Origin of the sequence: Collinsella aerofaciens, from assembly GCF_040910185.1 — a bacterium.
GTDB classification, from domain to species: Bacteria; Actinomycetota; Coriobacteriia; order Coriobacteriales; family Coriobacteriaceae; genus Collinsella; species Collinsella aerofaciens_BF.
This window is the reverse complement of record NZ_JBDGBA010000015.1, coordinates 24,987-50,202: the sequence shown is the minus strand read 5'-3', so window position 1 is coordinate 50,202 and position 25,216 is coordinate 24,987. Positions and strand designations below refer to the sequence as shown.

25 protein-coding genes, 1 tRNA gene and 1 pseudogene are annotated in these 25,216 nt (G+C 53.5%); 1 reads left to right on the top strand and 26 read right to left on the bottom strand.

The window, feature by feature from the left end:
• Positions 1–128 precede the first annotated feature (128 nt).
• The 19 genes and pseudogenes from AB5Z54_RS07050 to AB5Z54_RS06960 all read right to left on the bottom strand — a co-directional run bounded on the left by AB5Z54_RS07050 (position 129) and on the right by AB5Z54_RS06960 (position 13,887).
• The gene (locus AB5Z54_RS07050; protein ID WP_368135533.1) at positions 129–1,286 is read right to left on the bottom strand and encodes a putative endonuclease domain-containing protein; all 1,158 of its coding nucleotides are present in this window, start codon (positions 1,284–1,286) and stop codon (positions 129–131) included.
• 379 nt (positions 1,287–1,665) lie between these two features.
• A tRNA-Val gene (locus AB5Z54_RS07045) sits at positions 1,666–1,740 on the bottom strand.
• A 138-nt stretch (positions 1,741–1,878) separates the two neighbouring features.
• Positions 1,879–2,082 (bottom strand): annotated as a pseudogene (locus tag AB5Z54_RS07040) (DUF3825 domain-containing protein); the annotation flags it as partial.
• Positions 2,019–2,666, bottom strand: coding sequence for a DUF3825 domain-containing protein (locus AB5Z54_RS07035; protein ID WP_368135534.1), 648 nt, complete (start codon positions 2,664–2,666; stop codon positions 2,019–2,021). The pseudogene AB5Z54_RS07040 and the gene AB5Z54_RS07035, both read right to left, overlap by 64 nt.
• Positions 2,667–2,711: 45 nt before the next feature.
• Positions 2,712–3,227 (bottom strand): Fic family protein, encoded by a 516-nt coding sequence (locus AB5Z54_RS07030; RefSeq protein WP_368154466.1) that lies wholly within the window; start codon positions 3,225–3,227, stop codon positions 2,712–2,714.
• Entirely contained in the window at positions 3,224–3,409 is a 186-nt protein-coding gene (locus AB5Z54_RS07025) for a hypothetical protein (protein WP_368154465.1), read from the bottom strand. Before AB5Z54_RS07025 ends, AB5Z54_RS07030 begins: the two co-directional genes overlap by 4 nt.
• Positions 3,410–3,420: 11 nt before the next feature.
• Positions 3,421–4,110 (bottom strand): helix-turn-helix domain-containing protein, encoded by a 690-nt coding sequence (locus tag AB5Z54_RS07020; RefSeq protein ID WP_368135536.1) that lies wholly within the window; start codon positions 4,108–4,110, stop codon positions 3,421–3,423.
• Complete coding sequence (locus tag AB5Z54_RS07015) at positions 4,091–4,759, bottom strand: DUF3990 domain-containing protein (protein ID WP_099431746.1); 669 nt, start codon at positions 4,757–4,759, stop codon at positions 4,091–4,093. Before AB5Z54_RS07015 ends, AB5Z54_RS07020 begins: the two co-directional genes overlap by 20 nt.
• A gap of 198 nt (positions 4,760–4,957) precedes the next feature.
• Positions 4,958–5,257, bottom strand: coding sequence for a nucleotidyltransferase family protein (locus tag AB5Z54_RS07010; RefSeq protein ID WP_368135537.1), 300 nt, complete (start codon positions 5,255–5,257; stop codon positions 4,958–4,960).
• A 27-nt stretch (positions 5,258–5,284) separates the two neighbouring features.
• Entirely contained in the window at positions 5,285–5,665 is a 381-nt protein-coding gene (locus AB5Z54_RS07005; protein WP_368135538.1) for a hypothetical protein, read from the bottom strand.
• Positions 5,666–5,871: 206 nt separating this feature from the next.
• On the bottom strand, positions 5,872–6,735 hold the full coding sequence (locus tag AB5Z54_RS07000) for a hypothetical protein (protein ID WP_368154464.1): 864 nt from the start codon (positions 6,733–6,735) through the stop codon (positions 5,872–5,874).
• 518 nt (positions 6,736–7,253) lie between these two features.
• On the bottom strand, positions 7,254–8,081 hold the full coding sequence (locus AB5Z54_RS06995; protein ID WP_006234068.1) for an ATP-binding protein: 828 nt from the start codon (positions 8,079–8,081) through the stop codon (positions 7,254–7,256).
• On the bottom strand, positions 8,078–9,385 hold the full coding sequence (istA, locus tag AB5Z54_RS06990) for an IS21 family transposase (RefSeq protein ID WP_035138955.1): 1,308 nt from the start codon (positions 9,383–9,385) through the stop codon (positions 8,078–8,080). Before istA ends, AB5Z54_RS06995 begins: the two co-directional genes overlap by 4 nt.
• Positions 9,386–9,554: 169 nt before the next feature.
• Positions 9,555–10,610: a hypothetical protein gene (locus AB5Z54_RS06985; protein ID WP_368135210.1), complete on the bottom strand. Its 1,056-nt coding sequence runs from the start codon at positions 10,608–10,610 to the stop codon at positions 9,555–9,557.
• A 476-nt stretch (positions 10,611–11,086) separates the two neighbouring features.
• Positions 11,087–11,386 (bottom strand): type II toxin-antitoxin system RelE/ParE family toxin, encoded by a 300-nt coding sequence (locus tag AB5Z54_RS06980; protein WP_368135211.1) that lies wholly within the window; start codon positions 11,384–11,386, stop codon positions 11,087–11,089.
• Positions 11,383–11,658 carry a type II toxin-antitoxin system RelB/DinJ family antitoxin gene (locus AB5Z54_RS06975; RefSeq protein ID WP_055310766.1) on the bottom strand — a complete coding sequence of 92 codons (276 nt, stop codon included), beginning with the start codon at positions 11,656–11,658 and terminating at the stop codon, positions 11,383–11,385. Before AB5Z54_RS06975 ends, AB5Z54_RS06980 begins: the two co-directional genes overlap by 4 nt.
• A gap of 189 nt (positions 11,659–11,847) precedes the next feature.
• A complete protein-coding gene (locus AB5Z54_RS06970) occupies positions 11,848–12,237 on the bottom strand; it encodes a hypothetical protein (RefSeq protein ID WP_368135212.1) in 390 nt (129 codons plus the stop codon).
• Positions 12,198–12,962 carry a hypothetical protein gene (locus AB5Z54_RS06965; RefSeq protein WP_368135213.1) on the bottom strand — a complete coding sequence of 255 codons (765 nt, stop codon included), beginning with the start codon at positions 12,960–12,962 and terminating at the stop codon, positions 12,198–12,200. Before AB5Z54_RS06965 ends, AB5Z54_RS06970 begins: the two co-directional genes overlap by 40 nt.
• Positions 12,963–13,155: 193 nt before the next feature.
• Positions 13,156–13,887, bottom strand: coding sequence for a hypothetical protein (locus AB5Z54_RS06960; protein WP_368135214.1), 732 nt, complete (start codon positions 13,885–13,887; stop codon positions 13,156–13,158).
• A 323-nt stretch (positions 13,888–14,210) separates the two neighbouring features.
• Between AB5Z54_RS06960 and AB5Z54_RS06955 the strand changes: the two genes are divergently transcribed.
• Positions 14,211–16,190: a hypothetical protein gene (locus AB5Z54_RS06955; RefSeq protein WP_368154452.1), complete on the top strand. Its 1,980-nt coding sequence runs from the start codon at positions 14,211–14,213 to the stop codon at positions 16,188–16,190.
• A gap of 169 nt (positions 16,191–16,359) precedes the next feature.
• On the opposite strand, the gene AB5Z54_RS06950 is transcribed toward AB5Z54_RS06955, so the two are convergent.
• From AB5Z54_RS06950 to AB5Z54_RS06920, 7 genes are all read right to left on the bottom strand, one after another.
• Positions 16,360–17,226 carry a hypothetical protein gene (locus AB5Z54_RS06950; RefSeq protein WP_368154451.1) on the bottom strand — a complete coding sequence of 289 codons (867 nt, stop codon included), beginning with the start codon at positions 17,224–17,226 and terminating at the stop codon, positions 16,360–16,362.
• Positions 17,227–17,761: 535 nt separating this feature from the next.
• On the bottom strand, positions 17,762–19,021 hold the full coding sequence (locus tag AB5Z54_RS06945; RefSeq protein WP_368135217.1) for a nucleotide sugar dehydrogenase: 1,260 nt from the start codon (positions 19,019–19,021) through the stop codon (positions 17,762–17,764).
• Between the two features lie 69 nt (positions 19,022–19,090).
• Positions 19,091–20,128 carry an NAD-dependent epimerase/dehydratase family protein gene (locus AB5Z54_RS06940; RefSeq protein ID WP_368135218.1) on the bottom strand — a complete coding sequence of 346 codons (1,038 nt, stop codon included), beginning with the start codon at positions 20,126–20,128 and terminating at the stop codon, positions 19,091–19,093.
• Positions 20,129–20,154: 26 nt separating this feature from the next.
• Positions 20,155–21,363 carry a glycosyltransferase gene (locus tag AB5Z54_RS06935; RefSeq protein ID WP_195544557.1) on the bottom strand — a complete coding sequence of 403 codons (1,209 nt, stop codon included), beginning with the start codon at positions 21,361–21,363 and terminating at the stop codon, positions 20,155–20,157.
• Between the two features lie 49 nt (positions 21,364–21,412).
• Positions 21,413–22,843, bottom strand: coding sequence for a lipopolysaccharide biosynthesis protein (locus AB5Z54_RS06930; RefSeq protein WP_368135219.1), 1,431 nt, complete (start codon positions 22,841–22,843; stop codon positions 21,413–21,415).
• Positions 22,843–24,150, bottom strand: a complete 1,308-nt coding sequence (locus AB5Z54_RS06925; protein ID WP_368135220.1) for a hypothetical protein — start codon at positions 24,148–24,150, stop codon at positions 22,843–22,845. Before AB5Z54_RS06925 ends, AB5Z54_RS06930 begins: the two co-directional genes overlap by 1 nt.
• Positions 24,122–25,207, bottom strand: a complete 1,086-nt coding sequence (locus AB5Z54_RS06920; RefSeq protein ID WP_368160950.1) for a glycosyltransferase — start codon at positions 25,205–25,207, stop codon at positions 24,122–24,124. The genes AB5Z54_RS06925 and AB5Z54_RS06920 overlap by 29 nt, the downstream gene beginning before the upstream one ends.
• Between the last annotated feature and the right edge of the window lie 9 nt (positions 25,208–25,216).

Sequence of the window (25,216 nt, the reverse complement as noted above, 5' to 3'; positions counted from 1 at the left end):
CTTGCGCATTCAGCGAAATGCAGGGTATGGACGGCCGGTCCGGGTCCAGCCCCGTAATCCGGCATAGTTTTGAAATGATACTAATTCACTAGCAGGAAAACTAGGTCGTTCTAGCGCCTTGTCGCCGGCTAATTTCCGAGTTCCAACCAGTTGCACAGAACATTTGCTCGCAGTCGCGTCTCGGCGCGCTTCATTGCCTCGGATTTGGCTTTATATCGAATCCCCAAACGACTGCAGACGCTTTTGACTATGGCGTCTAGCTGTTTTTTGTCGTTAAGCATATCGTGGGTTACCAGGAACACATCGAAACCCATGCTCTGGAGCGCAGTCATGCGCTCCGCATCTTGGTCAAGTACCGCGCCTGACCCATGGATGACCTCACCTTGGATTTCGATAATTGCTGCCTTCATTAGGATTGGGTTTACAATCACGATGTCACCGTAGCAAACCTTTTGACCTGCGATGCTTTGGGCTTCCTCGGATAGAGGGGTTAAATCGTTGAGGTATACGTATCTGAATCCTGAACCACCTAGACTTCGAGAACGACTTAGAAGCAGGACCCCCGCGACCTCGAGTGGAGATGCAGCAATGCCGATAACCTGCTGAGCGGCATCATAAAACTGCTTTCCCCACATTTGACTTTTGACCTTTTCGGCGAATCGATGCAAGTCGCTCAGTTCGATGAGTGGCTTTCTCATCCAAAGCGAAGTACCTTTGAGTTTCGTAACCTCTCTTCCATCCTCGTGATTGTTCGTTTGGCCTTCATTTGCTGGGACCTTTACGGTTGTGCGGGCATAAACTCGTTTCCAAGGAATCTCGTCTTCGCCTTCTCCAAGTTCGAACAGATTCTGCGTGCTGGAATTGCGATTCTCCTTTAACGCGATTTTTAACTGCATTTCGACAGCGGGGGTCGGCTCGAAAACAGAAAACCAGCCGCAAAGTTCGTACATAGCCAGTACGAGATCTATTTGGGACACAAAGCGTGTCATAGTAAATAACGTGTTAAGCGGATTGGTGACGCTAAAGCCTAAATGAGTGTCGGTTGTTGTGCCGGTATCCGAAGCCCCTTCCCAGCGAATAGTGGAGCGCAATCCCGAGTGGTGATTACAACAACCTGGCGAAGCAACAGCGATAATCGGGGTCTTGAGGATATCGGTTACGAAAGGGGCTTGGGCTAGGGCTCGCCAGCCGTCTTCTGGGCTTGGCAGTCGCGGGTAGAGGTTGCGCGCTTGGGGCGGGCAGCGCCAGTAGCGGAATGCGGTGTTTGCGCAGACGATCTCGTCCATATGGCCTCCCCTGGTTTCGACCGTAGGCCGTGCGGATTGCGGGCATGGCCGATTATCTACGTGGCCGTCATGCGGGTAAGTACGGGAAACTGACCAAACGCTGACCAAATAATGGACGGGATGTGTTGAAAGGTTGTAACGAGGCGAGAACGTGCTGGTACGAGCTGTGAGCCAGTGGTCTCTGTCTCCACATTTGCGCGCGGATCACATGGGGAATTCAATGAAAATCCGCATGCGTTTTATACAAAACATGCAATGGCGTCAGCAAAAAGGGTGCGAAAAAAATGACGCCTTATACGACTACGATTCGTTTTGGAGTCAGCCTTGGTGTCAAAAAGAAAAAGGCCAGAGGCTTAACACCTCTGACCTGTGCTTTAGATGGTGGGCGATACAAGATTCGAACTTGTGACCCCATCCGTGTGAAGGATATGCTCTACCCCTGAGCCAATCGCCCGTCGCCTTTCGGCAAAAGAGATACTAACATAGCCACGCGCGGTTTACCAAGAACTTTTTACCCTCGATTTTAAATTCGTGGGAGCAAACCGTGCAACCGCAATCAGGGTACGCGATAAACCACCAGTTCAACAGCCCTTTATCGCTTGATCCACGAAGTCTCAGGGCGGCAGATGAGTCGCGCGTTGTTGTAGGCCATGTCGAGCGTGAGGCAGGTGCGCGCGGCGTAGAAACCGTCCTCGCGTTGGATGGTCAGCGCCAGCTCGGGCTTGTCGCCGGTCAGGCACAGCGGTAGGAGTAGCTGGATCCGGCCGCCGTAGAACTGCGGCACCGCGAGCGTATAGTTGGCTGCGGCGCGGCGGGCGGCCTCGACGACGGCGCTCTCAAAAGCGCGCGCAGCAGCAGCGAGTTGTCCTCCCCCATCAGGCTGGCGGGGATGCGCGTAAGGTTCTCCTCGTCGCCCAGAATGTGGTCGATGTTGGAGCGGATGGGCAGTCGGTAGTCAAAGACCAGCTCGGAGGGGTCCTCGGCAAAGCGCACGCGGCACGGCAGGTACTCAAACGAGACCAGCATGGGGTCGCTCTCCTTAAAGAAGCCCTTCAAAAACCAGCGCTGGCGCGCGTCGGGCTTGGTGTTGGGCTCAAACAGGCCGTAGATGGTCTCGTAGCGACGCGTGTACAGGCCGGTATTGAACAGGCAGCGGTCATTGTCGAACACCAGCGGCAGGTTGGACGGCCCGGTTTGGTCCAAGTCACGCTCGGTCAGGAACACCGCGCGGCTAAACGAAAACGACAGGTAGTTTTTGAGGATGCGGTTGCCGGGACCCCAGTCCTCGGGGTCGGCGAGGTCGACCAGGCGGTCGTAGCAGGGCTCGGGGCAAAACGCGAAGTCGTACACATTACTGCACAGGGTGCTAGGGAGTTCCATGTGGTGTCCAATCAATTCATTAACCGGCGTGCGGATGCTTAGATTCTATACGAGCGACAGATCGTCCGTGCCCGCAACGAATCCGCAGCGCAGCTCTTCGGCTAGCTCGCTGTTCGTGCGGCGACTGGAAACGAGGTCCTGGATCCAGGCGTAGTACTGGTTGTCTTTTGGTTCGGGGCTGTCAGACAGCACGACCGGAGTGCCTGCGAACCTTAAGACGGACAACGCAAAGACAAGGCTGGTGCGTTTGTTGCCGTCCTCAAAGATGTGGTCCTTGACCATGTGATCGGCCACATAAGTGACCTGGTCAAAGATGTCTGCGAAGCGATCGGCCGGCGATTGGCCGAATATCGTACAGAATGCACCTGCAAGCACGGACTCGACGCGTCCAAGCTCAAGCGCGGCACGGTCGCCCGTGGCGTCGGTTGTATAGCAGCGCCCGACCGTCATCAGCGTGCTGTGCAGGCGCATCACGGCCGCGGCCATATCTTCGAGCGAACCGGCATCATCGAGCACGAGCGGGGCGAACGGATGAGCGCTCCGCTGCATAGCCGCCATCATGAGTTCTCCAAGAGCCTGAGCGCGTTGGGCATGTTCGAAATGGTCAGCCGAATAGCTTCGTCGATTGACGTGGCGCCGCCGAGCAAAATCGGTGATGCTGAATTTGCCACGTGCGCAGTTGAATGATCTTCTTGAGCAACGCAATCAGCACCGTCATCTTGTTGAACATAGCTCCAAGGCATGTCTGACTCCTCTATAGCTTTACAGACGAAATAGCCTGCGAGTCGTACTCCAGAGCAATCGGTTGCCATACGAGGTCTTCGATGGTGCAGTTTAGGGTGTCTGCAAGCGCCAATGCCGAGGAAACCGAGGCACGGCGTAGGTCGAGCTGGTTCTGCTCGTAGAGTTGTATGGCGCGAAGCTTAACCCCCGATTGGGCGGCGAGCTGTTTTTGCGTTAGTCCGGCAGCCTTTCGTGCCGCCTTGAGGCCCTTTTTGTCTGCCTGGGCGTTGTTCCATTTTTCGATGACAATCTGGGCGAATTTATCTTCGGAGGCCTCGTGGAGCGGATGGTACGAGCCGATGATCCAATCGAGCGGAGCGACTTCGAGTAGCTTATTAAAGCCCAAGCTGCTCATCCATTGCGTATAGGCCATAACCCACCCCGCCCAATACTGAGGCGAACGGTCGAACGGATAGGTCTCCCTACATTTGACGGGGGTCAGTCCCGCATGGGCGATAATATCGCGCGCGAGCTCGTCGCCCGCCATGCCGCAGACGACGCGAGGCATACCGCGCTCAAACTGTTTCATCTCAAGAGCGTTCGACAGGATCGCCGTCAACTCGGCTGGAGTCAGCCCTTGGTCACAGAGAGCAAAATCGACCGCCTCGCCCAGCGTTCTCATTGCATCCTCGAGATACATCTCACTGTAGGCGTGGGTCATCGCCCGTCATCCCCTCTCGAATGATATCGACGATACGTATTCCCTCAAACGGGTTTTCGGCAAGGAGCTCCCGATACTGCGCCCTTGCCGCTTCATCTCGTTCCTTGGCCAATGGACCATACAGAGCTTGCTGCGCACGTTCAAATCCAGCAAAACGAATGCTCTTAAACGCACGCTCGCTTTTGAGCACAATCTGCTCCCCCAGGTTACCGAGCCTCATAGATCGTCCAAGCTGATCGACGGTGATCGTATTGTTTACAAAAGCTCTGGCATAGCTAAAGTACGAGTCGTCCGCACGCCACCCCCTTATTACGTCGCAAGTGCTCGTCTGAGGTAGAAAGTGATCATGGAGATATTCGCACGCCCCCGCGGCAATGGCGGTATCTTTGCGAAAAGAACGATGCTCAACGAGCAACGCTATCCAATGCAGGACGCAATATTGCGGCGATAGCAAGTCGAGAACTTTGAGATCGGCTATATCGAGTTCATAGCGATTCGCAAAGCCATCGGCATCGCGCGAGCATGCCCATTCCCTTGCAAGGTCGAGGCTCTCTGTGCAATAGAATCCCTGTCCATAGTCGTTATGGATTTTCCCCAGGCCAAGTTGGGGAGTCTCAATGATTTTCTGAGAACCATGCCATAGTTCCACGCGAGTCTCCTAACAGGTATCGCTCTAGCGATAGTATAACATACTATCGCTAGAGCGATACCTGTATTCAAATAGCAAGAGGGTGTCTGGAACCGAGTCTGAGTTCAATACTTGCTTCTAAGGCTCGCCGAGTCCGGAAGTATGCGACAAAATTCAGACTTGCTGATCATGCCGGAGCACACTAACGCCTCGTCCTGCTTACAGAGCTTCATAGACACGCACCTCATCTTGCTCGATGCTTTTGCGGAATGCTGGGCGCATGTGCTCTGGTGGGTTGGTGACGATTTCAACCTTTCGCCCAAGTTCCCTCTCGAGCTCATGGGAGAGTTCGTAAAGCGTGCCGAACGTCATGGCGTTGCCGCAGACTAGGCGCAAGTCAATATCGCTATTGGGCGTTTGCTCGCCTCGGGAAAACGAGCCAAATAAATATGCTTCGCTGACGTCGTATTGAGCAAGCACGCGGGAGGCGGCGGTGGATATGTCGGTAGGCGTAATCATGGGTTATTTGCCGTTCAACAGTAGACGTCAGGGGGCCAGCGCCGAAACCGCCGGTCCGGCTTTTTGCCGTTCTGCAAGCTCGAAGATAAATGGGGCGTTTGATCTAACGAACTCGGTCAAAAAATCCAGATCGTCAATAGAAAATCCTTCGACATTGAACCAATTAACCGCAGGCAAGAAGCATTCTGCATGGTCAAAGCCAAGGTCAACCGGACGCTCGACGGCTACGCGAACGGTCCCGTCATCTCTTGTCTCTGAGTAGGCAAACTGAGTGCCGTCATCAAGCTGAACATAGCTCCAAAACACGTCTACCTCCTTAGTGTTTATATCCGAGTATAAAGAGCAGACTAGATGGTTTGGATGATCTTTGTAGAACGAGTTTGTCAAAAAGACGATTTTAGAATTCATGCAGACCCTCCGAAAAAGAAAATGCCTCCAACCCAAAGAGATTGAAGGCATCTTCTCAGTGGGCTTTCTTTTGATTCCGTTGGTCGCGCCCTACGACCAATTTCTGATTCAAGTATACCCAAGTTATAAAGGAAATGAGTGAGATTTCGAAAAATGAATGTGGCAGAATTAGGCAGAGTCAAATAACGAATGCCTCGTGTTATTTCTTACCCTTCGTTCGGAAGCAGAAGCTTGGTATATATCTGGAAGACAGTAAGAAGAAATAGGTCTTCCATGGTCTCGATTCTCTCGCCATCGAAACCGCCGGGGCACCCGTAGTACCTATTGTTGGCCTCGTCACAAGAGCCGTAGGTTGCCGCGTAGAATGCAACGGTCGACGCGAACCGGCAGGCCTCTATCTCGGGGCTCGATTCGAAGCAATAAGCCTTTTCTAGACAGGATATAGGAGTGAGGGAAGCGTCCTGCGACTCAAAAGCCCTAGACAGAACTTCAATGATAAAGAGGTTGTACTCGGGAGTACGGCTATCGGAGATCGGACGGTATGCGTCCAGACACTTTGGAAGATTGCCAATTCGCACGGCCGGTATTTTCTCCCCTGCGTACCTGTCGAGGCTGCGTAGGACGTATTTCCCGTCGTCATAGAAAGCCGGTTCATCTTTAGGGAAACGATCGCGGAGGGCGGCTTCGACTGCGGCGATGCAACGGACGAACAGGTCATTCTCTTTCCTGACCCGCAAGTCAAGATCACAGTATTTAAGAATCAGATTCTGCACCTCCGGCACAAGGCAGCAGAATTCCCAATACATCTTACGTGAATAATGGAAAAGATCATTGTACATGGCGGCGACAGCGCAAAGCGGAATTAAGCCTCTGTCTGTGTAATACTTCGAGATAAACTCGACCGCCTGCGCCTTATTCCCTTCGGCGTGTCTGCGTTCGTCTCTTTCGTCCTGGCGACGCTCGAATTCTTCCATGCGCTTACTCTGGCAATACTGTTTCATGCCAATGATGGCTATTACAAGTAAAGAGATAACCGCGCATATTAATTCAGCCCATTCGTTAAACTTCACAAGATGCTCCCAGAATACTTAATGATGTTGCAATTCTATATACCAAGCAATTCTACGCATGGGACGTAGACTTTGACTGCATCAGCCGGGTATACGCAAAAGAGGGGTTATACCATACTGCTCGCACTAAAAATGAACTCAGCGAATTTAAATCCGCCTTGTGCCCGACCATGATCGCCGTATTGCGGAGCTCCGTGTACTGCCGATATTGTGCTTGAGCACCGGAGCCTACATAGGTCCCGGTGCCCTTATTGTTGCTTGTGGTCTGCCCCACTTTATTGTTAATTCTTTTCTCGCGTATATTATCCCGGGTCTCGTTGTCACGATTCGGCCCATGGCTGCGTCCGTATGGCCTCTGCCTTCGATAATTGGACGCCTATACGCAAACAAACAAATAGCTATCCTTGTGGATGTTAGCGTCGGAATAATTTAGCCAAATATAGTCGGCCGAGATTGACCAATCCCGGCCGACCCATTTTAGCCAACACGCCCGCATCTATGACTTTCCTATCGCTTCCCTACATCCCCTCGGGCTGGATCCCCCTCACCTTCACCGCCTGGGGGACGGCCTCCACCGAGTAGGTGTCGAGCCCCCTGCCGCGGTAGCTCGGGCCCCGCATCACGAACACCGACGCCTTGTCGAACAGCCTGTCGAGGGCGCAGAGGAGCGTGTCGTCGCCCGTGAAGAACTCATCCCACCCGCTCGGGGCGATGTTGCTCGTGAGGACCATCGCGTTCGGCCCCTCCTTCTCGTAGCGCCTGTCGACGACATCGAAGAACAGGTCGGTGCACGGCCTGTCGTAGACGCATCTCCCCACCTCGTCAACGATGAGGCACGACGGCTTGACGAGCGAGGAGACGACCCGCGAGGTGTTTCCCCGCTGGACGGCCTTCTGGAACCTGTCCCTGAGCTCGGTCGCCTTTATGTAGTAGGTCTTGAGCCCCCGCATGCAGCACTCGCGCCCGTAGGCCTGCGCGAGGTGCGTCTTCCCTATGCCGCCGGGCCCGACGAAGGCGACGTTGCGGTGCGCGTAGAGGTCGGCCAGCGACGGGAGCTTGCCCAGCGCGGCCGCGTCCCGGCCCTGGATCCTGGAGAAGTCGAAGCCCTCGAAGGTCTTGGGCTCGCGCCTGGGCAGCCTGCTCAGCCTCAGCAGCGTCTCGATGGAGGCGAGCCTCCTCTTCTCCGCAAGGTAGGAGAAGGTGGCTGCCACGGCGGCCATCTCCCCGTCGCCGAGGTCGAGGTCCGAGGCGAGGGTCGCGAGCTCCTCCGCCCCGACGGCGATCCCGAGCCTCGACGCGGCGTCGCTCGCGAGCTCGTAGGGGCTCGCCCCCGCGCCCGCCATCATTCGGCCCTCCCGAAGTCGAACCTCTCGAAACCGGGTTTCGTCCTGGGCGGGGCGATTTGCTCGACCACGGTCCCCACCGGCTGGGTCGGCAGCTCCTCGGGCTGCGCCGGCGATGTCTCCCACTGCCCCTCGCACCAGCTGTCGGCGCCGGTGCCGACGGCGTGGGCGACGAGCTCGCGGGAGAGGTCGTCGCTGTATATGTGCACCACGCGCCCCTCCCGGTTCACCCTGCACTCGCGGCGGACGTACCAGTAGGGCACGCCGTAGCGGTGCCCCTCGAAGCTCACGAAGCCGTCGAAGGAGATCTTCCGGCGCGGGCACAGGTACCGCTCGACCTCGGCCGTGACCTCGAGCGGCCTGGTGTTCGCCGAGCACGCCGCCTCGTGCTCGCGCATCGGGACGCATGCCGCCGCGCGCCGCCAGCGGCCTCCCTGCTCGGCGCACCAGAGGGCGGCCTCCCGGTTGAGGGCGTCAAGGTCGGTGAAGGACCTTCCCGCGAGGAAGTTCCCCTTCACGAAGCGGACGAGCCTCTCCACCTTGCCCTTCGTATAGGGGTGGCGCGGCCTGCACAGCCTGGTGCGGAAGCCGACGACGCCCATGAACTCGGCGTAGTCGGCCTGCCAGACGGGCCGGCCGTCGGCATCGCGGCGGACGACCACGCTCTTCATGTTGTCGGTGAGCACGGTCGCGGGCACGCCCAGCGCCGAGAACGCGTGCAGCATCCCGATGAGGAGGTTCTCCTGGCGCGCGTTCGGGAAGAACTCGACGTGGGCGCCCCCGCAATGGTGGCAGACCATGGCGAAGCAGGCGATCCGCGCCCGCTCGCCGCCGGGGCGCTCGACCGCGACGAAGCCCCAGTCCATCTGGTAGGCCTCTCCGGGCGCCGTCCTGAAGCGCTGCCCGCGGCAGCCCTGCGGGGCCGCCTGCCGCCTCTTCGCGGGCACGAGGTCCCGGTGCGCGGCGATGTAGGTCTTCACCGTGGTGAGGCCGCCGGCGTAGCCCTGGCCGAGCAGCCGCTCGAATATCACCTGCGAGTTGGTGACGCCCTTCCGCAGGAGGTCGTCCACCAGGCCGGTGTGGCCGGCGAGCACGCCCGGCGCGGCCCTCCTCCCGCTGTTCCCGTGGGGCAGGGCCCTGAACCCGTGTGCCCTGACCGTCCTCGCACGGGAGCGGGTGAGCCCCGTCCTCCTGCAGAACTCCGCGAGGTTGCATGCCTGCGGGTCGAACCCGTCGCCCTCCTCCGCGGCCATCTCCCGGAGCGCCGCGTCTATAATCTCCTGTAGGTCATCGTGTCTCTCGTTCACCTCAATGGTCCTCCTAACGCCGGCGTGTTGGCACCACCAGCGTAGTGGCGGCGGGGAGGCACGGTGGCCATTATTCGGTGACCGGGATTGGTCAAAATAGTTTGACTATTAGCGGCTAAAATCGCCCGGCGCTAACATGGATGTCCCTTTCTTCCAAAAGGCAGCTATCTCAATAGCGACATGCGGCAGCTAGAAGCACTGCACCAAGCAGGAAACGCATCACGGAAGCGGGGGTCCAGCAGTTGTCGCCGGTCTTGGGGAGCGTCGCAGTGGTCGCGGTGGCGGCCTTGGGCCTGGAGGACGTGGACACCGTGGTCTTGGCTACTGTCGTTGTTGTCTTGGTTGTCGCGGCCGCGGGCTTCGGCGCGGGATTTGCCTTGGGCCCCGTGGTGGGCTCTCCGGCAGCGGGGTTAGCATCGGTGGGAGACTTGTCCGCGCTATCGCCGGGCACGTCGTCTCCATCGGTCTCCCCCACCGGAGGTGTGGCCGCATCGGGCTCAACCACCACATGCGGTGCCACAGCATCGGAGGCATCCACCACGCCGCTAGCACCAAAAGCCCCACCGGCAGGCATCACAAGCCGCGCGGACACAAGCGACCCGCCCGTGCACGCAACACCGCCGTCGGCACCGGTCGCATCGAGCCACGAGGCGTCGACGGAAAGCCGGCAGCCGGCCGCGCCAGCGCCAAGGCCCGCATCCTGCAGATACACTCCGTAGGCGCGCACGCCCGCTCCGGACCCGGCGCCCGCCGCAACGACGCGTCCGCCGCCGCGCACGGCCATGTCGCCTGCGATCACGCCGGCGACCGCCTCGTCAGTAATATCGGCCCCGTCCGCCCGGGCATCGACGGTGCAGCCGTCCACCGCGAGCGCCTGCGAGGCGTGGATCCCGCACTGCGAGCCCGTGGCCGTCAGGGTCCCGGTGCCGCGAAGCGCCAGGTTGCCCCACACCTCCATGCCGCACAGCGTGATGTCCGCATCGGGCGCATGCGACTCCGTCACGGAGTTCTGCCCGGCAAGCGTCAGCACCAGGTCGCCCTCGGCGCCGATGGCCCCACCCGCGTAGCCGTCAAGCTCCAGGTGGTCGGCATCGGTCCAGGCCCAGCCGGGGCCCGACGCGCCCGGCTCGCAGTACGTCGCGCCCGCGATGATGAGGCTCTCCGCGCCCGCGGCATAAGAAGGCCCGCCCAGCAAAACGCATAGGCAGGCCATGGCGGTAAACATCTTGCAGTCCCTTTTAATGAGAAGGCAAATCGCTATAACCGAGTTTGTCCGAACATCGCGTAAGGCATGAGTCAGGTCGAAGGTGTTCATTGAGACGACAGGGACAAAGATGCCTTAATAGGTCGTCTCGATCTGGGCGAACCCCTCGTACCTAGGATCGACGCACCTCGATAGAGAACGCGGGGGCGCAGTTTGCCGCATTCCGCTCATCGACAGTGTTGGGCCATCGCTTTAAGGAACCTGTCGATGAAAAGGAAGAGTCTGGTAGCGTATGGCCACACGCAGGATCTACCGGCGAGCACATTGCGCAACCTTTTGCAGAGCAAACCGCTGCCAGGGCCTGGTTTGGAGACGATATTCCAGCCTAGGATGGGAGGCAATCATCATTGCGCAGCTGAATCTCCAACAATGTTGAACAAATAGGATGTCATTTGCTTGAAATCCGGATAGCTTTGGTGGTGTCGATATTAAGGGAGCTATCGGAACAGCTCATCATGGCTGCCGGTGCGTTCAAAGAAAGCTACCTCTTCGTTTGATGACCATATGACAAGCCAGTCGCCAGAGTTTGCTACGTGACATTCGATTCGCCCTGCCCAGTTGCCGCTTAGCCGGTGCATATTATGACGTCGTTTTAATATGTCCATTGACTCGGGTGTATTCTGTAGCACCAGGTCAATTAGCTTTTGAAGCTCGGATAGATCCCATTTACGGCGCTTTGCTTTTTTCTTTAAATCGCGGGAGAAGGCTGCAGAGAACTCTGCGGTTAACGTGCTCATTGTGCCATCGCCGCAGCGATAAGATCGGCGCCATTGTCAAAACGTCCTTTTTTGCCAGATGCAAGAAACGCGTCCCCCTCGCGAATGGCCTCAAGGCTTTCGGCATTGGGCTCCTCAGGGGCAAAAGTCAACGGGATGCGATGGGTGTTGACCATTTGCTTGAAGAATGCGCGCGTCACGGACGACAAATCAAGTCCATAGTAATCAGCCACTTCTGCTGCCTCGCGTTTGAGGTCATCGTCAACCCTAATGGTTAATGTTGAGCTTGCCATTTTTAGACCCTCCAATCATGTGAGTGCAACCTTAGTATAACGCACATACAATAGTAGATTATGTAATTACAATCAATTAACTAAGCCTTTTAGTGGTACGGCACCTCATACATTGCATGCAGTAAAAAGGCAACGCTCCCTTTCGGAAAGCGTTGCCTTTAAAGCTTCTACAGGGCCTTTGTATTGCAGCTAGGCATGCCGCACGCCCCAACAGCGATATGCGGCACCTAGATGCCCCAGTCCCAACAGGAGTAGCGTAAAGGACGCGGCGATCCAGTTGCTGTCGCCGGTCTTGGGGAGTACCGCAGTGGTCGCGGTGGCAGCCTTGGGCTTGGCCGTTTTGGCGACCGTGGTCTTGGTTACTGTCGTTGTTGTCTTGGTTGTCGCGGCCGCGGGTTTCAGCGAGGGATTTGCCGTGGGCCCCGTGGTGGGCTCTCCGGCAGCGGGGCTTGAATCGGCGGGAGACTTTTCCGCCCCACCGCCCGGTACCTCGCCCCTGTCCGTCTCCCCCGCCGGAGACGTGGCTACATCGGGCTCAATCACCACATGCGGTGCCACCGCACCGGTGGCATCCACCACGCCACCAGCTCCAAATGCCCCACCAGCAGGCGCCATAAACCGCGCGGAAACAAGCGACCCGCCCGTGCACGCAACGCCGCCGTCGGCACCGGCCGCATCGAGCCACGAGGCAGCGACGGAAAGCCGGCAGCCAGCCGCGCCAGCACCAATGCCCAGATCCTGCAGATACACGCCGTAGGCGCGCACGCCCGCTCCGGACCCGGCTCCCGCGGCGACGACGCGCCCGCGGCCGCGCACGGCCATGTCGCCGTCGATGCCCGGGCGGCCACGGCCTCGTCCGTGACGTCGGCCCCGTCCGCCCGGGCATCGACGGCGCAGCCGTCCACCACGAGCGCCCGCGAGACGTGGATCGCGCACTGCGAGCCCGATGCCGCCAGGGACCCGGTGCCGCGAAGCGTCAGGTCGCCCCACACCTCCATGCCGCACTGCGTGATGTCCGCATCGGGCGCATTCGACTCCGTCACCGAGTTTTGCCCGGCGAGCGTCACGACCAGGTCGCCGTCGGCGGCGGTGGCGTCGCCCGCGTAGCCGTCAAGCTCCAGATGGCCGGCATCGGTCCAGGCCCAACCGGGGCCCGACACGCCCGGCTCGCAGTACGTCGCGCCCGCGATGAACAGGCTCTCCGCGCCCGCGGCGCAAGTTGGCCCGCCCAGCAAGACGCATAGGCAGGCCATGGCAGCGATCGCAATGTGATGACGGCTGGTGTGGGACTCGGCGGCAAACATACCCGCTCCGATCTTCGCGGGAGCCAATAGGATGTGCACCAGAAAATGCCCTGGTAGCAGCAAGTATTAGTTTAGCGAGATCAAGGCACAAACAAAGGAAATACCCCTGAACAGTGACAATAATTAGGTGTAAATCGTTTTGCCAATCGGTGAAAGGAAATTGGATATCGTCAAGATGGCAAATCAAAATACCTTAGGCTTCGGAATTTTCTAGAGATGCATTGATAGAATCGACGGCGTTGTCAAGGCGACTGGGCTCCCCCGTTGTCAAGAACGCCTCTCCTTCGCGAATAGCCTCAAGGGTCTCTGAGCCAAGCGCTCCGTAATCAAAATGGCTCGGGATGGAGTCCGTATCTTTTAAATCAGCTGCGGCTAGCTTTACGGTTTTCCATTTCCCAGTTTTCGGGTCCTTCCATATCCGAGCGGAGACAACATCATCAGCCGCAACAGCATCCACTACGCTTATCCACTCCTTCAGGCCGCAATAGCACAAGTGCTTTTCATAGTCCTTGTCAGAGACAACAAAAAAGCCAAGCACGCAATCTGATTCATCATATGAAAACATAACAACGACCTCGGAATGAATTAGTTGGTTCGTGAGTTGTCGTAAGGAAATGGATGAAGATGTGGATTTAGTTAAGTCGAAATATCGTTCATCAATAAAGCGTTTGTTCAAGGGCGAGATGTCTTTTTGGGCTTCCTTCTTTGCAGGATATAAGTCGACCTTTAGGTTAAGCGAACCGATGCCGTCGCTTAGCTTATTTGCATCCAAGAGTAAGCGAACGGTAAAGACGGACAACAGGAGAGCCTTTTCCAGGCGATAATCACGGTACTCGTCTTCCAGAGTGGTACAAGTGGAAAAGTCCCGTAATTCTGTTGCGTATGATCGTAAGTCATCTTTCCAATAACAGGATTCGTAAACCATCTGATATAACTCCTAGTCACAATTTGACATTGCGATTTTTGCGTAATGTCAATAAAAAGAAATGGTCAGACTATATATGTGAAATTAGCCTGGCAATAGTTTCTCCTTCAAATCGGCGACCCCATCTTCGAGGCCAAGAGGGTGGCGAGGCGGATAATTTGCCGAAGCAATACTTTGCGTCGCGCCATCGTTGACCACCGACGAGGCCGAACCAGCGGTATTCTTATGCAGTCAGCATTACGTGAGAAAGGCTAGCGTTGCGAGACTTCAACCACACTAGGATTGTTTCCTATGGCCGCAATGACTGGGCTGCAGGAGTTTTCATGGACCGTTGTCTTCATATCCTGAAGGAGGGTCCTCGCATTCAAATCGCGACGATTAATGACGCGATAGAGGCTCATCAGCTTAAGCTCACTTTTGAAACGGTCCCCGAACTGTTTAAGGAAGCTGAAGTCGGCGACGCCGCAAGTGCCGTCGCTGCGCTCTTCGCGAACGCCTGCAAGTATACGAGTGAGGCATTCAAGTCTTCGGGAATCCTCGATATTTACGAGGAAGTCGAGATTCAGTACGCCACTCAATTCTGGAGCCTGCTGCACGCCTGCGGCGCAGAGACGCTGATCTCCGGCGAGGAAATTGACGAACTTCTCTCGCGACATGTCGAATGCTTAGCTTCTATCTTGGAGAACGACAAACTCGTCAAATTATTTGATACAGAGCTAGGAAAATCACTGATCGACAATCCGTATTATTCCGCTGAGTTGCTCATCCGCGAGTACGCGACGGAATCAAGGGGCCAGAACGCAATTCACCTCCCCAAATGCCTTTCCCAAGTCGACTTCGATTCGATAATGGCAGGCTACCTTGACGACCAGCGCGCCAACCCGAATTATATGGAGGCCCTTTTCAATTGGCCTTCCGGCGCAACAAAATGCAGATTCTCACCGTCCCCGGACGTTAAAGTGCGCGCAAAGCAGGCCTACGATGAGGCCATGGATGAGCTATTCCGACAAGACGCTGGACTTGAGTACGGAGCCGGGGTACAGATCGACCCTGAACAGATTGCTTGCAAGGGCGTAAAGGTCGAAGGCCTAACCTTGACCTACAGCTTTAGCGAAACGTGGCTCGCCAAATACACCGATAATGCAAGCATCATGAACAATTGCAGATACCTACTGGACGTAGTAGATCGAAGCGGTCTCATGGCCTCGCCTGCTCACTCCCACGAGGAGAGCGGCCTGCTTGCGATGCTGGGTTCCCACGTGCTGGGGGAATACCGAATGAATACGATCTCCAACATGCGGGAATCTCTCGCCAATGTCGAAGTTGTAGCATACGCGAATTTCCTCGAAAGCCGAGGTAAAAGGCTCGAAGATGCACTCGAATGGACGTACAACGTTTATTTTGCAGAGGAATACTCAATCAGTGGATTCAGCTTGGCGCTGCCGTCAAGCGGGGCTTCGTGGCTCGACAAATGCAAGTCGATAGGGCCAGAGATTGAGCGCGCCGTTAAGTCCTATTCAATATATTCGAGGATTGGAAAAATCGACGGAGACTATTTCCCCTATGAAAGCTTTAAAACTTTTGGAACCCTCAACGCGCTCTCTGAGAAAAAGTACGCAATCGACGGAGCCTGCTTTAACAGATGGGGATTCTATCTGTTCTCCGACCAGTGCATGCTGACATACAGAAGAGGCCATAACGACCGTGCTCGCTGCTTCTTCGATTTAATTTCGAATGCTATGGTCACCTTCGACGATTATGATGCTGTATACGCCGAGGTGCTCCAGCAATTAGTTGACCGACAGCTGGTAAGTGCGTGCGAAGAAACAGGCGCTCTCTCCCCAACCCCTCGATCAATTTGCCTGAAGGCCGTTTGGGATAATGGCGCAATTGCGCTTGGGGGATGCGGAGACGGCGATTTAGCGCTCATCGATGGCCTTGTCTCAGACGAAATGCTGTCGTACTGCGGCAAGCTGTTCACACCCGACGAGGCTGCATATCTCGATTACATGTTCAACGACGCCTCTTTCCCTAACTCGCAGGGTCTCAGGAACAGATACGACCATGCGCATTCACCGATCGCCGACCCCGATGCGGAAGGAATTCAATCCGATTACTATCGCATGCTGACCTTGCTCGTCGCGATTACGCTCAAGATAAACGATGAGCTGTCGGCCGCAACTGGCCGCGGGTACCTCGAAAACTTCGTAGACTGGCCATATTACGACGAGAGCGTCCTCGAACTCGCTAAAAAGCTGATCGAGAAGAGGCGTGATACAGGCTGTGATGCTGAGTCTGAATAGCTCCAATTACGACAGATCCGAACCGGGTTGATTAAGAGCATCTGCCCAGACTTTTCTCGAGTGACAACACTAAGAGCACTTCTGTCGGAATCGAAAAACCTATTGCATGGAATGTAAGCACCAAGATCGGCCAGCAGTAGTATCTCCTTTTATCCTGGTCAATTGAGTGTTAACCAATCGTCAGCGTAATGAAAAGCTCCTCATTACCTAACTTAAAGAGATCCTGAGATAGTTCTTGAGAAGTCTTCGTTCCAAAGCACCCTCTAGTCAAATAGGGGACTGAACAACCGTGCACCCGTTGCAGATCATCAGTAAGCTCCGTTCTCCTAATCAAATGAGCGATATCAGTCAAATCGCCAAGCTTAAGAATTAGAGGCTCATATGACCGTTCATTCCTATTAACGGCGATACGCCATTCTGCTTGGTTTGCATAACGAACATTCTTTACAAACACTCCTGCATTAAAATGTGGAATTCCATTTGGAAAAACCATATAAGCAGGTAATGGTCCATGAGATTTTAAATCCATTGTTGATTTAACAATTTCAGAGGGATTCAACTGAACGCTATCTCTATATTCAACCGGAGCGGCTACAAAGTCATAACCCAATTGCAGAACGACTGCCCTAAGCCTCGATATAAGTTCACAGGGATTGTCAATAACCACAATCCATGAACCAAGGTCAAGGCCCGGATCGGGCAATTCAATTAAGTCGACTCTCGTATCTACTTGCTTAATGAGGACACACGAAAAGCAGCACACATTACAGTAGCCAGCGCCTCTCGGTATTGCATACGATTCTTTTGCAAGGACGCCGAGTAAAACTTTAGGAAAGCCCCGCATGATATGGGGGTCAAAAGATGCGCAGGCCCCCTCAAGAAAGTCCTGCTGCTCCATGTTTCCCTCATTCCAAAAATACCCTAGGGTATTCATGTATATATCGCCACGCAAAAACTGCTCAGCCCACTTTTGTTCTTTAAAACCACGGACAAGGCGAATCATAGGGAGAACAGACCGGCAGGATAAACGGTGCATAGACATCTTCTTTCACATCGAAGGTTAAGACGTCAAATATAAACAAAGGCTACATCCGAGCTTAGCCTAACAACCCGTGCGGACTAATCTAACGCTCCGTATTCTTGTTCAACTCACCCGTCTCTTCCAGCTCCGACATATCCGGATGCCCCCTCCTTACACACTCGTGATCCGCTATGTACTTCAACCTCGTCGTCACCAATGCAAGCATGGAGCTTTGCAAATTGTTTGGGATGACCCACGCGGAGTTGACGCATTGGCTGAGCCGCGAAGTCGGAAGCCTGTCGGGCTGGATCAAGAGGCCCGACGCAGTCGATTGCAGCACGGGCGATGTCCCGTTCTTGGTGCTCAAGGCTAAAAGCAGGGAAAATGGTGTTCGTTGCTTAACGTGCTATATACATCGCATCGCTCACCAGCTGCAAAAGGAATCAGACTTATACAAAAAGAGGTCATATCGGCTAACGCCGATATGACCTCTTTCTTAACAATGCGACTTGTAGATAAGGCTAAAAATCGCGGTTGGAAACCCTCTCCCCTAGTCCCGCTTAAACAGATCCCTCGTGTACACCTTGTCCGCCACGTCCGCGAGCTCGTCGCTCCAGCGGTTGGCCACGATCACGTCGCACTCTGCCTTGAAGGCCTCCAGATCGTGGGTCACCTCGGAGCCGAAGAACTCCGGCGCGTCCAGCGTGGGCTCGTAGACCACCACGGGCACGCCCTTGGCCTTCACGCGCTTCATGACGCCCTGGATGGAGCTCGCGCGGAAGTTGTCGGAGTTGGACTTCATCGTCAGGCGGTACACGCCCACGACCGGCTTCGGCTTGCCCTCGTACACGCGGTCCCACACCATCTGCAGCACCTCGTCGGCGACGAAGTCCTTGCGGGTGCGGTTGGCGTCCACGATGGCCTCGATCAGGTTCTGCGGCACGTCTTTATAATTTGCCAGCAGCTGCTTGGTGTCCTTGGGCAGGCAGTAGCCGCCGTAGCCGAAGCTGGGGTTGTTGTAGTGGCTGCCGATGCGCGGCTCCAGGCACACGCCGTCGATGACGTCGCGGGTGTTGAGGCCTCGCACCTCGCAGTAGGTGTCGAGCTCGTTGAAGTAGGCGACGCGCAGCGCCAGGTAGGTGTTGGCGAAGAGCTTGACGGCCTCGGCCTCGGTGGTGCCCAGCACGAGCTCGGGGATGCCAATAGTTCCGTCGGCGTTCACGCGCTCCAGCTCGGCGGGGTCCGCCCCTTGGGCGAGAAGGCGTGCGAAGCGCTCGGCGGCCGCGACGGCGTCGGCGTCCTCTTTGGGCGCACCGACCACGATGCGGCTGGGGTGCAGGTTGTCGTAGAGTGCCTTGCTCTCGCGCAGGAACTCGGGGCTGAAGAAGATCTTGCTGTCGCCCAGCCTCTCGCGAAGGCCCGCGGTGTAGCCGACGGGGATGGTCGACTTGATGACGATCCAGGCGTCCGGGTTCACCGAGCGCACGGCGGCGATGGCGGCCTCGACGGAGCTCGTATCGAAGAAGTTCCTGTCCGAGTCGTAGTTGGTGGGCGTGGCGATGACGGCGTAGTCGGCGCCCGTATAGGCCTCCGCCACGTCGACGGTGGCGTGTAGGTCGAGCTGGCGCTCCCCCGCCTTGGATTCCGCCAGGAATCGCTCGATCTCGTCGTCCTGGATGGGCGACTCGTAGTTGTTGATCTTCTCGACCTTCTCGGGCACGATGTCCAGGGCGTGCACCTCGTTGTGCTGCGAGAGCAGGACGGCGAGGGACAGGCCGACGTAGCCGGTACCGGCGACAGCGATCTTCATGTCATTCTCCAATTGTCAAAGAACAATAATTCACATTAAAAATGGCCCTTGTTACAGGGCCATGATTTCCTAAATGTTGTAGTAGCGCTTATACCACTTGGCGAAGGCCCTCAGGCCGTCCTCGAGCGGCGTCGCGGGCTTGTAGCCCAGGTCGCGCTGGAGCGCCGTGGTGTCGGCGTAGGTGACGGGCACGTCGCCGGGCTGCATGGGCACGAGCTGCTTATGGGCCCCGAAGTCGTAGTCCGCAGGCAGCACGCCCTCCTCCACCAGCACGCGCTGAAGCGTGTCGACGAAGTCGAGCAGGTTCTCGGGGTGCGAGTTGCCGATGTTGTAGACGCGGTGGGCGGCGAGGGGCAGCCCGTCCTCGCCCATCTTCACCTCGGGCGCGGCGTCCATTACGCGCCTCACGCCCTCGACGATGTCGGCGACGTAGGTGAAGTCGCGGCGGCAGTCGCCCATGTTGAAGATCTTGATGGTGTCGCCGCGGCGCAGCTTCTCGGTGAAGCCGAAGTAGGCCATGTCGGGCCTGCCCATAGGTCCGTACACGGTGAAGAAGCGCAGGCCGGTCGCCGGGATGGAGTAGAGCTTGGAGTAGGCGGCGGCCATGAGCTCGTTGGACTTCTTGGTGGCGGCGTAGAGCGACACCGGCGAGTCCACGCGGTCCTCCTCGGAGAACGGCACCTTCTTGTTGCCGCCGTAGACCGAGCTGGAGCTGGCGTAGACGAGGTGCTTGACCGGGTGGTGGCGACAGGCCTCGAGCACGTTGAAGAAGCCGACGAGGTTGCTCTCGAGGTAGGCACGCGGATTCTCGATTGAGTAGCGTACGCCCGCCTGGGCGGCGAGGTTCACCACGACGTCGAAGCCGTTCTCCGCGAACAGGCGCTCGATGAGGGCGGCATCGCACAGGTCGCCGCGCACGAAGGTGAAGCGGCCGTCGGTGTCGGCCTCGGCCAGCATGTGCAGGCGGGCTTCCTTGATGCCGGGGTCGTAATAGCTGTTAAGGTTGTCGAGGCCGACGATTGTGTCATCGGTCTCCTCGAGCAGCTTCTTGACGAGGAAGGCACCGATGAAGCCGGCCGCTCCGGTGACGAGAATTTTATTTGACATATCGCTCCTTTGGATGATCGAAATAACTAGTCGCGAATTGAAAGTACTGAATTGAGAAATGATGAAAAAGAATCTATATAATTGTCAGATTCAAAGAGTTTTAAGGCCTTTTCTAGCGCAGCTCGTTTCATGCTTGTCAACTCATGGTCAGTCAAATTGCATGCGCTTGTGATTCCGTCTAGAAGAGCTTGATTGCTTAAATCTGGGATAACAATTCCATCAATCATATTCTCGAGAATAAGATCGGCTCCTCCGACCGCGTTGCATAACATCGGAACACCGTTCGACATGCACTCAGCGAATTTTGTTGAAAATCCGGCGCGAGAATATAAATCAGGAGTTCTAAATAGAATTCCAAAGTCAGATTCTTGCAGCATTTTGATTACGCTGTCATGGGAAACACGACCGTGAAAATGAACCTTATTAGATCTGGCAATGTTTCCCATTAAACTGACTGCCTGGTTTAAATCAATTCCAATTACATCGAGTACTGGTTGAGTGATTGCAGGAATAGCGTCATTACTTATAAGCGAAATAAACTCTGTAAGTGAGTCTTTTCCCCCAGCGGGAGAACCTGCATAGACAAACTTGGTTATAGTTCTCCGCTTCAATCCTTCTAGAGAGCAAGGGTCACTAAGTGAGTCTCCGGCCCTATTTAAGGGTGGTAAATAAAAAACCTTTGGATATCCTTGGGAGGAGTAAAGTGAATCGAAATGTTTTTTAAAAAAGGGCGAGATTGCGATAACTCCATCTAGCAATCTGTCCACTTCAGCCACCCGTTTAGAACGAGATTTCTCCACAAGCCAAGCAGCTAAATCTCCTGTAAATTTCGGAGTAAACCAATCGGTCTCATCAACGATTACGGGAACGTTAAAATCATGGCAATGATCTAAAACCCGTTTTGCAAGCTTATGTTGTATCCCGTAATAAATAACCAAGTCGGGCTGTATTTGATCGAAACATCGAGTGAAGGCTTTAAAGCTGAAGGAAGAAGAGATCCGCTCGTAATACTTTTTGGCTATTTGATGGTGCCCGAATTTCACCTCATACGGAAAATCAAAGGGATAGTCGTAATTACTGCTTATGGCGTTGGATGACGGCTCAATTATTCCAGCAAGAACAAAATGGACGTTGAAGCCACATTTAACCAGCAAATCGGAAATTGCGAAAGCATGTTTTGTAGGAGCATTATCCCCCGGAATTGATTGAACTAAATATAAAACCTGTTTATTCATTCTGTAGTTCATTCCTGATCGATTCATTAATGCCGTTAACAAAAAACGGTTAATTCCGACGAAGGGACAATTTGTCCATAAGCAAATTAAATCCTTCGATATTCATCAGCTTAGATAGCACGATGTAACACCCTAAGGATCCGAGAGGGGCAACGATTAACGAAATAAGATTCCCGTTTGAAATGTGGATTAATAATAATGCGATCACCACGGAAAACAATGTGGCAATTGATGGCTTAAGAACGTCAATAAGCTGCTCAAATATGCCATAGCCGAGCACTTTTTTATTCGGGGTCATGTTAATTAACATTGAGACAAATCCGCAAAAGGCACTTGAAAGGGAGATCGCAAATACACCAAAAGGAATCGACATAATTAAAACGATGAACGAAATAGCTTTCTTAATGACCTCAAGCTTAAAACAAAGGGCGCCTTGACCTGCTGCTTTAAGTGCCTGCCAATTCATAGATTGGAGGGGCTGAAATAAGTAGAACAAGCACGCAACTTGAAGATACGGGACGCATTCCGCCCATTTTTGACCCAAAAGAACAAGAACTAGAGGATGCGCACACGCAGCCAAAATTCCCATCATGGGGAAAACGAGATAGGCAGAAAGCTGCATCGCTTTTCTAAGAACTGATTTGAGCGCGTATTGGCTGTCTTTCTTTTCAGCCATTAGAGGCAACATTACATTACTAATTGGAGTGTTTAAGTTGCCTACAATTAAAGCCGGGAATTGGTTGCCGCGATTAAAGAAAGCCAAGTCTGCGGAGGAATAGAATTTACCGATGACTAAAGAACGACCTTCTGTATAAATAGAATTAATAAGATTGGCACTTGTAAATTGTATTCCAAGGGGCAACAGCTCTCTTGCTGAACCAACCACGAATTTTAGTCTAGGCGTCCATTTTGTTAACCAAGCCATTAGTACCGTTGTCATCAAAACTGTAAGTATCTGCTGAATGATTAGCGCATAAATACCAAAACCCAACATTGCAGCTACGATAGCTGCTAATCCTGAGATCAAGGAGCTGAGGAACGATGCAGAAAATTGCAATCTAAATAAAAAGTTCTTTGCGATATAGGCCTTTTGAATTGCATTCAGTGCCGAAAGAGGAAGACGTAATGCCAGAACTCTTAGGTAAAGACACATATTTGCATTTCCATAGAAGTCTGCAATGCTTGGAGCCGCAAAAAATATCAATACATATAAGATGCTCGACAATGCAATTGAACATGACAACATTGTCGAGTAGTCAATTTGATTGATATCAGACTTTTGTATCAGCGCTTCGCCTAGTCCATTTGTGACGAGCACGTCTGCCAAATTTGTAAATACAAGCAGCAGCGAAAGAGTACCGTAATCACTCGGGGACAGCAAACGCGCCAAAATTAGGGAAATAACAAATAGGGTACCTTGCGTGGCAAATCTCTCACCTATTGCCCAAAACATACTGGTTGCAGCCTTGTTCGAAGCCATTATTTTTCACCATCCGCATTGCGCATACGATTAGATCTTTCTGGTTCAATGTTGTTTAGGGCAAAACCAAAGGATGAAAATAGAAGCACGACCCCGACATTAATTGTGTAAGAGTAGTAAGTTGATAATCCCAGAATCGCCATGAGATAAAAGAGGGCAACAAATTTGCACTGGCTATTTTTGGAAGAACCAAATAGGCATCGCAACAGGACGTACAAAAGCGGAACAACGGCTAAAACGCCAAAATGAAACATCAAATAAATTATTTGATTATCAAAAAAAGGATAATTTGAATTCGTGCCATATCTATATCCAGCGCTAATTCCGTTGCCGAATATAAGCGATGCCGGTTCAACCTGGCTATAGAAAATATCATATTGGTTAGACCGTGTATCTTCTCCGATTCTGTTTAAAAACGAATCAAGAACTTCAGGATAGATCAACGACAATGCCAAAAGTGCCGTTCCAGTTGCAAAAATAACAATTACTGTTCGTTTAAAAACTTTGTCAATTCCTTTAGCCATAAAAGTTGCAACAAGCATGACTAGCATTGGTTGGATTAACCAACTTCTGGTTGCCAGCATTAATGCGGTGATGCAGGCCAGGATGCCTATGCCCATCGTTATGAAATAGGCGTGTTCATCATTAGATTTAAGCACCACGGTTGACCAATATAAACTGATGCCAAATGCAAAATAGTCCCTCGCAGGACACCATCCGATATAAGATCCAAAGCCACAAAGATATTTAAATTTAATAATTGATGCTAGTGAGGCGATAAAACAAATCAATGATAGCAGCGGGACCCATTCTTTAATCAACTGCTCGATTCTTGGATCCTCTGTTAATAGGTAGAATAGAGGAATGATAAATACAGTGGTTGGAACATTTCCAAAGAGCACGCTGGTTAAGTCGCCCGCATTATTGACTACGGCCATTAAGCTATAAATTATTAGTCCAAAAACTGAACAAGATATAACGAGCCAATTAGCTTTTCGTGATTTACTAATTGCACGCAACAAGAGAATCGAAAAGCTGATCTGTTGAATCAAATCAAATAAAGAAGCAAAGCGTCCGTTTGAAGTACTGAATGCAAAGCGGTTAACTTCCCAGTCAGTAGCAAGTGAGTATGATGACCCCAAATCTCGAAGAAAGGGAACCATGAGGCCGGAAATCACTGCTATTGCTAACAACAGGTCAGTGATTCTTCTATTATGATTGTATTGTTTCAACTGATAATGCAATTCTGTTTTCCTTATTGGAGACGTTTGGGCGATTCTATTTAAAGAGAAGATTTGCCCATTCATTGCCAATAGTTTCTAAAGATAGGGACTGCCTTAACATCAGGGCATTATTAGACAGTAGATTCGAGAATGATTGATCTTCAACGATCCTGTTGAACGCTTCGCTCTCAGCAAGATCGTCATCAATATCGACCAAAATGCCGTTCACGCCATTCCGAATAACTGCTTCTGCTCCACCACCGCCACATTTGGTGCAAATTGTTGGAACCCCCATGCACAAGGACTCAAGCATCGAATTAGATAGACCCTCGAACTTTGATGACATTACAAAAGCCGATGCAGTTCTAATGTGCATAAGAGCGTCAGAAGAAAAGCCCATAAATTTGATTGAATCATCCATGTCAAGGCTATGAACAAGGCTTTCTAGTTCTGATTTAAGACTTCCCTTGCCAAAGATTTCAAGAGTATATTCAGGGTGTTTTTTATGAAACAGCGCAAATGACCTGATTGTCATCGAGTGATTTTTTTGAAGTTCAAGCCGTCCCGATGTGACGATTGCTTTTCTTCTAAGCCCAGAATACGGTTCAGGAAGTTCACTAGATATTGGATTTAAAATGATTTTGGAATTCGCCTGAAGGTATCTCGGCATTAAACTTGCCTGGCTATTTGTCTGGAACACAATTGCATCGGACCTGCGATACAACATGTTTCTAATGAATGCGAGGATCTTATTGCCAGGAAAATCGAATCTCGGATCGTTTCGCACTGAAACAATAACCCTGTTTGGAAGTCCGATGGTCGCGATAAGCGTATACATGTTTTGATGAGGTAAAAAGGAAATAACCGTAGCATTGGGCCGCTCGGAAATAAAACGTCGTATAAGCTTAATTTGGTCGAATGGCTTGAGCGTAGCGCTTGCAAACTCAGAACGCACCTCGACTCCTTCGGGAACATCGTATTCAACAACGTTACTTTTAGTCAGGAGATAGGTAAACCTAATACCATGAGCAACGAAGTACGACGCGAGCGCAAGCGAGACGCGCTCGGCCCCGCCACCCATCAGGGAAGGGTGAACAAAAACAATATGCCCAGCTTCATGTGTTAACTTATTTGAATTCAATTTAATCCT